Below are 14137 nucleotides of genomic sequence, written 5' to 3' on the forward strand. Positions count from 1 at the left end.
TTTGATTTATGGACTTGTCATAAACAATGGCATGGTATTGAAAAGCCAAAGAAAACACGGACCATTGACGATATTATCCCACCAGGTATTTAGGAGGAGGTGAAGGCATGGCAGACAATTTTGGTTTAAAAATAGGTGTTGAAGGCGAGCGTGAATTCAAGAACGCACTGCGAGAAATCAATCAATCATTTAAAGTATTGGGCAGTGAAATGGCCCTTGTAACGAGTCAGTTTGATAAAAACGATAAATCCATTCAGTCAGTTACCGCTCGTAATGCCGTTTTGAATAAAGAAATTGACGCACAGAAAGAAAAGATTTCTACCCTTAAGGCTGCCCTTGATAATGCCTCCTCCTCTTTTGGTGAAAATGACCGCCGCACTCAGAACTGGCAGATTCAGCTGAACAGGGCACAAGCAGAACTGAACGGTATGGAGCGTGAACTTGAGGAGTCCACAGTTGAAGCCGAGAATCTTGGTGAAGAGTTAGAGGATTCCGGTAAAAGTGCAGAAGACGCAGGTGGCAGGTTTGAAAAGCTTGGCGGTCTACTAAAGGGAATTGGTGTGGCTATGGGTGCAGTTGCCGTTGCAGCTGGAGCCGCTGCTATTAAGTTAGGTAAAGAAGTAGTCACACAATTTGGGGAGCTGGAACAAAACTTAGGTGGATCGGAGGCGGTTTTTGGAGCATACGCTGCATCGATTCAAAAAACCGGTGAAGAAGCCTATAAAAATCTCGGTGTTTCTCAAAGTGAGTATCTTGCTACTGCCAATAAAATGGGTGCGTTGTTCCAAGGTTCTGGTATACAGCAACAGAGAAGTCTTGAGCTAACTGAAAAGGCCATGCAACGTGCGGCAGACATGGCATCGGTTATGGGGATTGATATGTCCTCGGCATTGGAGGCGGTCACTGGGGCGGCAAAGGGTAACTTTGATATGATGGATAACTTAGGTGTTGCGATGAACGCTACAAACATCGAAGCCTACGCTCTCGCAAAGGGTCTGGATTTCACTTGGAATACTGCAACACAAGCGGAAAAGGCTGAAGTCGCAATGCAGATGTTCTTTGAGAACACGGAGCAGTATGCAGGTAACTTTGCAAAAGAATCAACCGAGACGATTTCTGGTTCTATTGGTTTGCTACAGGCCGCACTTGGTTCATTTACAGCCGGACTCGGTAATGCCAATGCTGATATGACGAATCTAACTGAGAATCTTGTTGATGCTTTTAAGGCAGTGGTGGAAAACATTGTGCCGGTGCTTGAAAATATTGTGGCGGCACTTCCGCAGGCGACAGGCGCAATATTAGCAGCGGTTGCAGACTTGCTACCAATGCTTCTTGAATTAGTTACAAATATATTCACGCAAGTACTGGAAACCATTTTAAATCTTTTACCGGAACTTATCCCAGCTGCAGTAAGTGCTCTTATGACGATTATCGGAGCGTTAATTGATAACCTTCCGCTACTGATAAATGCAGCAATCGAACTAGTAACAGCACTTGTGGAGGGTATTGGCATCGCTTTACCACAACTCATCCCTGCGGCAGTTTCTGCTGTTACGCAGATTGTCCAAGGATTGATGGATAACCTACCACTCATTTTGGATGCCGCTTTGCAGTTGATTATAGGATTAGCAAAAGGATTGGTGGATGCAATACCTCAGCTTACTTCTGCATTGCCTGTCATCATCAAAGCAATAGTGGATTTTATCATTAAATCTATTCCGCAGATTATTGAAGCGGGTATTCAATTATTGACCTCACTGGTTACAGCTTTGCCTACCATTATTACAGCAGTTGTGGAAGCAATCCCGCAAATTATCGACAGTATCATCAGTGCTGTTATTGGTTCAATCCCTTTGATTATTGATGCAGGTATCCGGCTTTTGGTATCTCTCATTCAAGCATTGCCACAGATTATTACTACTGTTGTAGGTGCTATTCCCAAGATTGTTACCTCGCTGGTCAATGCCATTATTGGTAACATCGATAAGGTTATTTTAGCGGGTGTTCAACTGTTTGTGGCACTGATTGCAAATCTGCCAAGGATAATCGTAGAGATTGTTAAAGCAGTACCGCAGATCATCTCTGGACTGGTCAGAGCCTTTACTGGTTATATCGGTCAAATGGCTCAAGTGGGTGGCAATTTGATTAAAGGTCTATGGCAAGGTATATCAGATGCAGGTGCATGGCTATGGAGTAAAATATCTGGATTTTTCGGAAATGTTGTATCGAAGATTAAAGACTTCTTTGGTATCCGCTCCCCTTCAACTCTATTTGCTGGAATTGGCCGCAACATGGGTGAAGGTATCGGTGTGGGGTTTGAGGATGCAATGACAGCAGTTTCAAGGGATATGCAAAATGCAGTACCAACCAGCTTTGATTTTAATTACAGAGGTATATCTGGGCAAGGCAATGCCACTGGTGCAAGTATCACTCAAAACATCTCGGTAGTGACACCTAAGGCTCTATCAGAAAAAGAACTAGCACGGCAGTTTAAGAACTTATCCCGTAAACTGGCACTTGAATTGTAAAGGAGGTACGGAAATGGAGCTAACATACACCAATAGAGATGGAGAGAGCATTACGCTTAAGCAAAGCCGACCGTATTTTCTTATGAAGATAGATGGTACTGGCAATATGCGTCAAACCGTCAACACTTTCAAGGCGCCAGACCAGGATGGCGCTTTTTATATTTCTTCCACGCTAGATATGCGAAACATAACGATTGAAGGTACGGTTGTTGCTGATACTCCCGATGAGGCGTATAAAAGGAGACAACGCTTCCTTCAAATATTTAGTCCAAAGCTATTAGGGACGCTTCAATACCGCGAGCGACAGATATCCTGTGTTGTGGAGGAGGCAGGTTTTAGTGTTTCTAATCGGCAACGAATACCAAACTTCTTTGTCAGTCTGCTCTGCCCATCCCCTTTCTTTGAGACATTAAATGAAGTGCGAGAGGAACTGGCATCATGGATACCGCTATTTGAGTTTGAATTGGAAATTCCAATGACTGGGATGGAGTTCGGAATGCGTCAACCTAGCCAAATCATTACGGTGGAAAATATAGGGGATGTATCTTGTGGATGCGAGATAGTGTTTAGGGCCTTAGGTACTGTGTCGAACCCTGAACTATTAAACATAGACACGGGAGAATATATCCGACTTCTCACTACAATGAGCGCTGGGGATGAACTTCGTGTATATACCCATTTCGCTGGTAAGCGTGTAGTCCAGATTGATGGGTCAACGGTTACAAATGCATTTTCACTGTTAGATACGAATTCGGTGTTCTTTCAACTAGCGGCGGGTCTTAATACACTGCGTTACGATGCTTCTGTCAATATGGAACTGTTAGAGGTTAGTATTTACTTTCGTCCGCAGTTTCTGGGGGTGTGAAAATGGAACTGTATATCTACAATTCAAACCGAGAGCTTGCGGGCATTGTGGAATCTTTCGAGTACTTGCGCTGGACGAGAAGCTACTCCCAGTGTGGCTCATTTGAGTTAAAGGCGATAGCAACTCCGAAGAATACAGAACTCTTAAAGGAAGGGAATATCATCTGGAAAAATGATGATGAGGAAGCCGGGATCATCGAGCATCTAGAACTTTCTCAAACCGAGCATGAAATTATTACTGCAAGTGGTCGCTTTGCAACCTCCTTCCTCTCCCGCCGCATTGTTTGGCAAACGGAGAAACTGTCTGGTGACATATCTGTCTGTGTGGAGCAGTTGATAAATAATAATCTTATCAATCCTTCTGATACAGCAAGGAAGATTTCAAACATAACCTTTTCTGCTCCAAACTTAAATGTTCCCATCAGCACACAAATATCGTATAGAAATTTGATGGATGCGGTGACAGGACTATGTGTTGCCTCAGATATTGGCATTAAGACCGTGTTCTCTCCCGCGACAGGGGGATTTACCATATCGTTGTATAGAGGAAAGGAATCACAAGCAGTATTTTCTAAGGAATATGAAAATCTTACTGAACAGATTTATACGATAAGTGCAGGAGATTATGCCAACACTGCCCTTGTTGCTGGTGAAGGAGAAGGCATAGAGCGAACCTTTATTTCGATTACAGGTGGCTCAGGTGAGACAAGACATGAAATTTTTGTGGATGCTAAGGATTTGCGGGCGGAAGACTTTGGTTCGGATTACATTGATACACTAATCTTTCGAGGTCAAAGTAAGCTTAGTGAGCAGGCAATACGCTATTCATTTGATACATCGGTCAATCCACACGGCAATTTAACATATAAGATAGACTTCGATCTTGGGCAGACCGTCAAAGTTATTTCCAAAGCGTGGGGTGTATCCATGACGACACGTATCACCGAAGTCGAAGAAACCTATGACGCAGATGGCCAGAGTATCAGTGTAGTGTTCGGAAAAGCTGAGTTGACAATAGCACAAAAATTACGCTCCGACTTGAGTGAAGTTAAAACAGCAATAATGGCACCAACTGGCATATCCGAAATTGCACAGGCTATAGGGACCGTGGAGGAAACCTTAGGTGACTTGACTGAGGTAGATTCAGAGATTCAAGGAGACAGCGTAGCATCTACTATCAATAATCTGTATGGTAAACTACCAGCACTCGAAATCAATGTGGGCGGAGGTGCTATATCCATTGGACAATATGCGTTGTACCATATGAACTCTGGGGATGCCTTTTATTTCACCTCATGGAGTGGCAATAAGTTTAGTGACCAGCCAAGTGATGACGGTCATGTCTTTTTGGTAAAGCATAACGGGGATAACACGGGGAATGGCTATCAGCGGGCAATGGGTTTCTTTATTTCTCGTAATACCATGACATTTTATGTGATTTCTGTTTTCGTATTTAACAACCCTTCTGGTCAAGCAAACTGGCTTAATATCAATAATGAACCTGTAACTACTGCAAGGATTGCCAATGGAGCAGTCACAGGCTTGAAAATTGCAGACCGTACAATTACAGCCACTAAACTGGCTTCTTCCTTTAGCGACTACTCAACTACAGAACAAAACACAGGGCGGCTATGGATAGATGGCAAGACGATTTATCGTAAAGAGATAAATCTCGGTTCGCTTACGGATACAACACCAAAACATGTACCTCATGGTATAGCAAACCTCAGCACTGTTGTCAGTTTAACCGGTTTTGTCACGAATGGGAGTGTTTTCTTGCCACTGCCCCTTGCTCGTTACAACAACTTTGCATCTCAAATCGGACTCTTCGTGAATATGACCGACATTGTAGTCGAACCAGGCAATGATAGAACTGCATATACAGGCTATGTAGTTATAGAGTACACAAAAACCGTTTAGTAAGGAGGGAATAGTTTATGGAGAAAAGTGGATTTTTCAACTCATCTGATGGAGATAGAATCTATGACGCAACAGATTTCGCTGCATATTTTGGAAGCCTTGTCTCGAATGGTGTATTTTATTCTACACCAACAAACCTTCTGGTGTCTCCAGGGATTGGGTTGGCAGTGAGCATAGCAGCGGGCAGTGCGTGGATTAATGGTTATCGATATGAAAATACGGATGTTTTAAACAAACCACTTTCTACAGCAGACGGAAGCAATCCTCGCATAGACCGGGTTGTGGTTCGCTTAAGTCAAATTACGAGGAGCATTCAGCTTGCCATTGTCACGGGTACTCCCGCAGCAACACCCATAGCTCCAGAGTTGACAAGAACAAGCGATGTCTATGAACTTGGCATCGCTGATGTTTTAGTACCTTCGGCTGCCACATCGATTTCAGCAAATAACATTATAGATACCCGATTGAATACTAGCCTTTGTGGGCTGGTAAACTCGCTAGTTTCGGCTGTTTATGAATAGGAGGAGGTGAATGTAAGTGGCGGATATTAATGGCATCACTCTGCAGGCGGGTTCTAGCCCGACCGTCCATTACACAATTACTTATACCAAAAGCCGTCTAAATAATAGTCAGATGAGATACAACTTCACCATATCCGCTGCGTTGGGTTCATCAGGTTCCTTTATCCGTAGTGGTTATGCATTGCTTTGCACTATGACTGTAAATGGTTCTTCTTCACAGGTACGTATTAAAGCGGCGGACGGAGATAACTGGGAAGGGACCACACCAAGGCTCAGATATGTTTCGGTGACCTGTGCTTCTACTACAGGTAATGCAACACAGCCAGTCACATTCAAAGTGGTATCTGATGGACGATTGCCATTATCCTCTGGGGTAATTACCAATTCAAGCTATACGGTATTAAGTTCTCCATTGCTTACTACAGTTTGTGGAGCCCCAACATCTTGTACGGTTTCTCCAACACTTGCGGAAGGGAATGTGACTCTTTCTTGGAGCGGTGCTTCTGGGGGGATCAATAATACAATTTCTAGTTACGAGATTCAATATAGCGATTCCACCGATAATGTCACATGGGGAGCATGGACAGCTCTGACAACGGTGACCACCACAGCGACAAGTGGTAGTGTATCCGTTGCACCGCCTCCCACCCGAGGTAATTATCGAAGGTTTCAAGTACGAACCCGTGGTACAGCAGGAGCTAGTTATTACTCTAGCTGGAAAGTATCCACAAACAGTGTCCGTAGAAATAATGGGCCAAAGCCAGCGACGACTGCTGTTGCCTCCCCTGCGGCATATAGTAATGAGACTATCACACTTACTTGGAGCGGAGCATCTAGCGGTACCAGTCCAATTAAGGGATATCAAATTGCCAGTCGCACATCTACGGATAATAGTACTTGGAGTGCGTGGAATGTGTTGACCACGTTGACACTGGCGGCAAGCGGAGGGAGCTATAACCCAATAGTTTCAAGGACTCCAGGAACATATACTCAATTTGGTATTTGGACAATTGATACATTGGATGTTTATTCAATAGAAAAAGTCAGCAATAGTATCTATTGTAATGTCACAGCTTGTGCAGCACCGACCCTTTGCACGGTAAGTGCAACATTATCTGAAGGAAATGTCACTCTTTCTTGGAGCGGAGCATCTGGCGGTGCAGGTAACCCTATCACTTCCTATGAAATACAGTACAGTGATTCACATGATAACATCAATTGGGGTGCCTGGTTGGCATTGGCTATAGTCAATACTTCTGCAACAAGCAGTATTTTAAATGTCAGTCCACCTGCTATACGTGGCCATTATCGTCGGTTTCGAATAAGAACTCGTGGTACGGCTGGTGAGGATTATTACTCAGACTGGACTATTTCCAGCAATACTGTTCGTAAAAACATACTGCCCATACCACCGACTATTTTTGCCGCAAACCCTCCTATATATGAAGCTAATACAATAAATCTTTCATGGAGTGGGACGGTACCTGGAACCAGTGCGATTAAGCAGTATGTCATACAACAGTCTACATCGACAGATGGTGTGAATTGGTCGGCATACGTAGCACTGACGACTATTATTTCAAGCAATACCTCAGGTAGCCTTCAGGTAAATGCTTCACAAATAGCTGGTCGGTATACCCGTTATCGAATCAGTGTTACAGATGCACTTGATGCAGTTTCTGCCTTTGTAGTTAGCAACATAGTAAAGAAAAACAGCCCACCTGCATCACCAGTAGTGGACTGTCCAATGTCTGGCAATTTTACTTATAACTCTACACCACGTTTTATGATTACAACAGGAATTGAACCAGATGGACAAACACAAATAGTGGAGGTAAGGATTGACTCTGGTCCATGGCAAAATAGCGTGGACAATCCTGAGCGGTTTTCTGTAAGCGGCTATCTTGGTAATGGTGTCAAGACGGTTTACCAAGCAGAACCTCTTTCTGTAGGAAATCATACGGTTACTTTTCGTTGCCTTGACAGTGATATCGAGTCAGCAAGCACAGAAGTTGTTCGTACCTTCACGATTTTAGCATTACCTTTTGAAATCATCACCGCTAATGTGACACATGTAAAGGCAGCGCATATTAAGACGCTTCGAACTGCTATAAACAGGGTACGTAGCTATTACAATATGTCCCCTGCAACTTGGAAAGAGGAGATCATCGCAAGAAAGACCACTGTTAAGAATTGGCCATTCCATATCGTTGAAATGCGTAAAGCTATTGATGCGATTACTATGATAATTAATAGTTTTGATTCTTCCCATGCATTCGATATACCATCTGTCACATGGCTACCTATTGGTACAGGAAGACCTAGGGCAGATGTGATGCAACAAATTCATGACCTAATAAAAATAATGTAAAAATAAAATTCAGTGCTCTTGTCATTTGCAGGGGCGCTTTTCTATATGGAAATACACGAAACGGAGGTGTCTTTAATGAAAGAAATTTGGAATTGGATACAGCTGGCTATTGCCGCAGTCGGTGGATTTCTTGGGTGGTTTCTCGGTGGTTATGACGGATTTCTCTATGCACTGGTAGCCTTTGTAATCATTGACTACCTGACAGGTGTCTTTTGTGCAATTGCAAACAAAAAACTGTGTAGCGAAATCGGTGCTAAGGGGATTTTCAAAAAGGTACTCATCTTTATAATGGTAGGCATCGCTCATATTATCGATACACAAATTTTGGTTAGTATTGGAGAAAATAGTGGCATTTTACGAACAGCAGTAATCTTTTTCTACCTAAGTAATGAAGGAGTATCCATTTTAGAGAACGCTGGACATATTGGACTGCCTATTCCAGAAAACCTAAAATCGGTTTTACAGCAACTACATGGACGTGATGGGGAACCGCCTAAGCCTGGTGGTGGAAGATGATTGACTTAATATTCGATTAGAGGTGATTTTAATGAAGTTACGCAAACTATTACTTACGAACAATGCCTGCTATAAAGCGGGTAAAACCATAACGCCAAAGGGTATTATGGTTCACTCGACTGGTGCAAACAACCCATGGTTGAAGCGATATGTTGGCCCAGACGATGGCTTGCTCGGAAAGAATCAATACAACAACCATTGGAATCAAGATAGACCTGGAGGTCGTCAAGTTTGTGTTCATGCCTTTATTGGTAAATTAGCGAATGGCTCCATTGCCACCTATCAAACATTGCCTTGGAATCATCGAGGTTGGCATGCTGGCGGAACTGCAAACAATACTCATATAGGATTTGAAATCTGCGAGGACAGTCTAACTGATGCCTCGTATTTTTCTGCCGTTTATAAGGAAGCTGTGGAGCTTTGTGTATATCTTTGTAAACTCTTTGGGTTCAGTGAGAAGGATATCATCTGCCATAGCGAAGGTTATAAACGAGACATTGCCAGCAACCATGGGGATGTGATGCACTGGTTTCCTAAACATGGGAAGAGTATGGACACCTTTCGAGCGGATGTGAAGAAACTATTAAGTGCTGAAAACAAGTCAGCAGAGCCAGTGAAAAAGAAATATTACCGTGTGCAGATTGGTGCATATTCGGACAAAGCAAATGCTGATGCACAGCTTGCCAAAGCTAAAAAGGCAGGCTTTACGGATGCATTTATTAAGTATGATTAATCAAAAGGGCGAGTTAAAAACGGTGTTGCTTGATTTTCACAAAGTCTCTCAAATAAAATATTAAACTATTAATTTATCTAGCCTGTGGGGTTCTTCCCTTGCAGGCCCTTTTTTTATGCCTTGATTTTATTAAATTCTAACAAATCCTCAACTTCGACCTGTTCCCACGGCTATTAGGTAGGAGGTGATTCCTAGTGAATCTGCACGAGGATAAAAAAGTTACGAAGATCTCGGATGAGGTTATAGACAAAAGCACCACCGCACTTAAGAGAGTGTCACAGGAACAGTTACAACGTGAGTTTGATTATATTCAGGCAGAAAAATTGCTGAGAAAGATGCTCGAAAAAGGCTTAATAACTGAAGTAGAATTCAACAAGATAGACGCACTCAACCGCCAAACTTTCTCCCCTTATTTGGCAGAGATAATGCCCTGAAATCGTTGATATATAAGGGTTTCAGAGGTAATATGTGACCTACCAAGAAGGAGGTGAGAGGATGAAAAAGATAACGAAAATAGAAGGAAATCTTGCCAACTCTTTTATTAAGCCAAAAACACGAGTAGTTGCCTACTGCCGAGTCTCCACAGATAGTAATGAACAGCTAGTCAGCTTGCAAGCACAAAAGGCTCATTATGAGACCTACATAAAGGCGAACCCAGAATGGGAATATGCAGGCTTATATTATGACGAGGGAATCAGTGGCACGAAAAAGGAAAACCGCTCTGACTTGCTTAGAATGTTATCAGACTGTGAAACTGGAAGGATTGACTTAATTATTACAAAGTCCATCAGCCGATTTGCGAGAAATACTACAGACTGCTTGGAGATGGTTCGCAAACTGATCGGCCTTGGGGTTCATATTTATTTTGAGAAAGAAAACATCAATACGGGGACAATGGAAAGCGAGTTGATGCTCTCTATTTTAAGCGGACTTGCAGAAAGCGAATCGATTTCCATTTCAGAAAATACGAAGTGGGCCATTCAAAGACGATTTCAAAACGGAACCTTTAAAATTTCCTATCCACCCTATGGCTATCAAAACATGGATGGTCAAATGATAGTAATTCCTAAGCAGGCTGAAATTGTAAAGTATATTTTTGCAGAAGTGTTATCGGGTAAAGGTACACAGAAAGTTGCAAATGATCTTAATCAAAAGGGTATCCCTTCAAAAAGAGGTGGCCGTTGGACGGCTACTACCATTCGAGGAATTTTGACCAATGAAAAATATACTGGTGATGTACTTTTGCAAAAGACCTATACTGACAGCCATTTTAACAGGCACACCAATTACGGTGAGAAAAATATGTACTTAGTAGAAAACCATCATGAGGCAATTATTAGCCATGAAGATTTTGAAGCTGTAGATGTCGTTCTCAATCAGAGAGCAAAGGAAAAAGGCATCGAAAAGCGCAACAGTAAATATCAAAACCGATATTCCTTTTCTGGCAAAATTATTTGCTCGGAATGTGGCAGTACCTTTAAAAGACGAATTCATTCATCTGGAAGAAAATACGTCGCTTGGTGCTGTAGTAAGCATATAGGCAATATAACGGAATGTTCTATGCAGTTCATTCGAGATGAAGATATAAAGACTGCTTTTGTTACGATGATGAATAAACTCATTTACGGTCAGAAGTTCATATTAAGACCACTTTTGAATGGGTTACGTAACCAGAATAATGTAGCGAGTTTTCGTAGAATTGAAGAGTTGGAAACTAAGATTGAAAACAACATGGAGCAGAGTCAGATGCTGACGGGTTTAATGGCCAAAGGATATCTGGAACCTGCTCTGTTTAATAAAGAAAAGAATTCATTGGAAGCAGAAAGAGAAAGGCTTCTTGTCGAAAAGGATCAACTTACTCGTTCCGTCAATGGGAATTTTACAAAAGTTGAAGAGGTTGACCGTCTGCTTAAGTTTGCAACTAAGTCCCAAATGCTTACAGCCTATGAGGATGAGCTGTTTGAAAATTACGTAGAAAAGATTATGGTATTTTCACGAGAGGAAGTTGGATTTGAATTAAAATGTGGAATCACATTGAAGGAAAGGTTGGTGAATTAGATGGGTCACACACCCTATGGATATAGAATTGAAGATGGAAAGGCTGTTGTAGATGAAATAGCAGCAGAACAAGTAAAAGAATTATTTTCAGGATACTTGGCAGGACTTTCTTTGAAGGGTGCTACTAAAAAAGCTGGGATAGACTGCTACCATGCCACAGCAAGTAAGATGTTGCAGAACAAGCATTACTTGGGCGATGAATTCTACCCTCCAATTATTGATGAAGAGACCTTTGAAAAAGCCAGAGTAGAAAAACGAAAACGAGCAGAAAAGCTCGGAAGGATATGGGAGCCTAAAGATGAACCGGTAAGGGATTACCCTGTAAAGTTCAAAGTAAAACCTCTGGTGCAAAAATATGAAGATCCATACAAGCAGGCGGAATATGCTTACAGTCTGATAGAAAGTGAGGTGTAACAAGTGGCGGTAAGTAGGAATGTAACAGTGATTCCGGCAATTAAACGGGTTGGAAATAATAAAAATAGTGAAAGCAAACCCAAAATACGAGTGGCTGCTTACTGTCGTGTTTCAACGGATAGTGAAGAGCAGGCTTCAAGTTATGAAATTCAGATCGAGCATTATACAAAATATATTAAGAAGAACAAGGAATGGGAACTGGCAGGTATTTTTGCAGATGACGGCATCACAGGTACAAATACCAAGAAGCGTGAAGAGTTCAACCGCATGATTGAAGAATGTATGGCAGGAAAAATTGACATGATTATCACAAAATCCATCAGCCGATTTGCCAGAAACACGTTGGATTGCCTTAAATACATCCGTCAGTTAAAGGATAAAAACATCGCGGTATTCTTCGAGAAAGAGAATATCAACACCATGGATTCTAAGGGTGAAGTATTGCTGACCATCATGGCATCCCTTGCCCAACAGGAAAGTCAGTCCTTAAGCCAGAACGTAAAGCTGGGTATTCAGTATAGATATCAGCAAGGTGAAGTCCAAGTCAACCACAAGCGTTTTCTTGGATACACCAAGGATGAAAACAAGCAACTAGTGATTGAGCCAGAGGGTGCTGAGGTTGTTAAACGGATTTACAGAGAGTACCTTGAAGGTGCTAGTCTTTTACAGATAGCAAGAGGACTAGAAGCTGACGGTATCCTTACAGCGGCAGGCAAAGCCAAATGGAGACCGGAAACACTGAAAAAGATATTGCAGAATGAAAAGTACATCGGTGATGCCCTTCTACAAAAAACATATACGGTTGATTTCCTTTCTAAAAAGCGAGTCAAGAATAACGGCATCGTTCCCCAATATTATGTAGAAAATAGCCACGAGCCTATCATTCCACGAGACCTTTTTATGCAGGTTCAAGAAGAGATGATTCGAAGAGCAAATCTTCGCGGTGGCAAGGGCTGTAAAAAGCGAGTTTACAGCAGTAAGTATGCTTTATCGAGTATTGTTTACTGCGGACATTGCGGTGATATTTATCGACGAGTACATTGGAATAACCGAGGTTACAAATCTATTGTTTGGAGATGCGTCAGCCGATTGGAGGAAAAAGGGTCTGAATGCACTGCCCCTACCATAAATGAGGAAACATTGCAGAAAGCAGTTGTTAAGGCTATTAACGAACTTTTGGCTAACAAAGACTCATTCCTCAAGGTGCTACAGAAAAATATAGCTACTGTATTTAATGGAGAAAATGATAATGCCACTGATGACATTGATAGCAAATTGGAAGAATTACAACAACAGCTTCTTATTCAAGCAAAATCCAAGAATGACTATGAAGATGTGGCTGATGAAATTTACCGCCTTCGAGAATTGAAGCAAAATGCACTTGTTGAAAATGCAGAGCGAGAAGGAAAAAGGCAACGAATCGCTGAAATGACTGATTTCTTGAATAAACAATCCGCAGAGTTGGAGGAATATGATGAGCAGTTGGTAAGGCGGCTTATTGAAAAAGTAACGATATATGAAGATAAGCTCACCGTTGAATTCAAGTCTGGGATTGAGATTGACGAAGAGATATAGAATATTAACCGCCAATTAAGGGCTAACACCCTTTGGCGGTTTTTAATGGATTTTTTTAATTTAAAAGTTGCTTAAAATGACTTATTGTGTTAAAATATATGATGATCCAAATAAGAATTTAGGAGGAACCGAAACTATGACAGCCTCAATGCGTTTAAGATAAGCTGGCAATAAAAAAAGCAGAATCTATCCCCGATGATAGGCTTTTTTGTTGTGCTTATTTATACGATATTGAGCATTCATTAGTTACGGTGAGGATATAGGTTATTAAACTATACCTTTATTTAACTATGTCTTTAATATGAATGTTTCCAAATTGTATGTATGCAGACCAAAAGCCACATTGTGGATTTAGGACTGCATTTTTGTCTATAAATAAAACCACCTGCTATGCAGGTGTGTTCAGAAAAGCTTAAGCGTTGAAAAAAAATACCTCGCCTTGATAGAATAGATATGGTTTCGTCAGCCAATCTAAAATCAAAGGAGGTATTGCCCAAAATGGACAATAATAGTTTAGCACATACCAAGTGGAGATGTAAATATCATATAGTATTTGCCCCCAAATATAGAAGGAAAGAAATATATGGAGAAAAGAAATAGGGAAAATACTGAGAACGTTATGTGAATGGAAGGGAGT

General features: G+C 41.7%; 11 protein-coding genes and 1 pseudogene. All 12 read left to right on the forward strand.

Annotated features, from left to right (window positions below):
- The first annotated feature begins 107 nt into the window (after positions 1-107).
- The gene (locus T514_RS0113930; RefSeq protein ID WP_027625347.1) at positions 108-2528 is read left to right on the forward strand and encodes a phage tail protein; all 2421 of its coding nucleotides are present in this window, start codon (positions 108-110) and stop codon (positions 2526-2528) included.
- 13 nt (positions 2529-2541) lie between these two features.
- A complete protein-coding gene (locus T514_RS0113935) occupies positions 2542-3393 on the forward strand; it encodes a phage tail family protein (RefSeq protein ID WP_027625348.1) in 852 nt (283 codons plus the stop codon).
- 2 nt (positions 3394-3395) lie between these two features.
- Positions 3396-5312: a siphovirus ReqiPepy6 Gp37-like family protein gene (locus tag T514_RS0113940; protein ID WP_027625349.1), complete on the forward strand. Its 1917-nt coding sequence runs from the start codon at positions 3396-3398 to the stop codon at positions 5310-5312.
- A 17-nt stretch (positions 5313-5329) separates the two neighbouring features.
- On the forward strand, positions 5330-5833 hold the full coding sequence (locus T514_RS0113945; protein WP_027625350.1) for a hypothetical protein: 504 nt from the start codon (positions 5330-5332) through the stop codon (positions 5831-5833).
- A 16-nt stretch (positions 5834-5849) separates the two neighbouring features.
- Positions 5850-8204: a hypothetical protein gene (locus T514_RS0113950; RefSeq protein ID WP_027625351.1), complete on the forward strand. Its 2355-nt coding sequence runs from the start codon at positions 5850-5852 to the stop codon at positions 8202-8204.
- A gap of 75 nt (positions 8205-8279) precedes the next feature.
- Entirely contained in the window at positions 8280-8720 is a 441-nt protein-coding gene (locus T514_RS0113955) for a phage holin family protein (protein WP_027625352.1), read from the forward strand.
- A 31-nt stretch (positions 8721-8751) separates the two neighbouring features.
- Positions 8752-9453 (forward strand): N-acetylmuramoyl-L-alanine amidase, encoded by a 702-nt coding sequence (locus tag T514_RS0113960; RefSeq protein ID WP_027625353.1) that lies wholly within the window; start codon positions 8752-8754, stop codon positions 9451-9453.
- Positions 9454-9647: 194 nt separating this feature from the next.
- Positions 9648-9887: an SHOCT domain-containing protein gene (locus T514_RS0113965; protein ID WP_084284577.1), complete on the forward strand. Its 240-nt coding sequence runs from the start codon at positions 9648-9650 to the stop codon at positions 9885-9887.
- Positions 9888-9948: 61 nt separating this feature from the next.
- Entirely contained in the window at positions 9949-11511 is a 1563-nt protein-coding gene (locus T514_RS0113970; protein WP_027625355.1) for a recombinase family protein, read from the forward strand.
- Positions 11512-11925, forward strand: coding sequence for a recombinase family protein (locus tag T514_RS0113975; protein WP_027625356.1), 414 nt, complete (start codon positions 11512-11514; stop codon positions 11923-11925). It abuts the gene before it with no gap.
- 3 nt (positions 11926-11928) lie between these two features.
- Complete coding sequence (locus T514_RS0113980) at positions 11929-13500, forward strand: recombinase family protein (RefSeq protein WP_027625357.1); 1572 nt, start codon at positions 11929-11931, stop codon at positions 13498-13500.
- Positions 13501-13998: 498 nt separating this feature from the next.
- Positions 13999-14137: pseudogene (locus tag T514_RS24615) on the forward strand (transposase); the annotation flags it as partial.

Source organism: Clostridium lundense DSM 17049, assembly GCF_000619945.1.
Taxonomy (GTDB): Bacteria; Bacillota; Clostridia; order Clostridiales; family Clostridiaceae; genus Clostridium_AO; species Clostridium_AO lundense.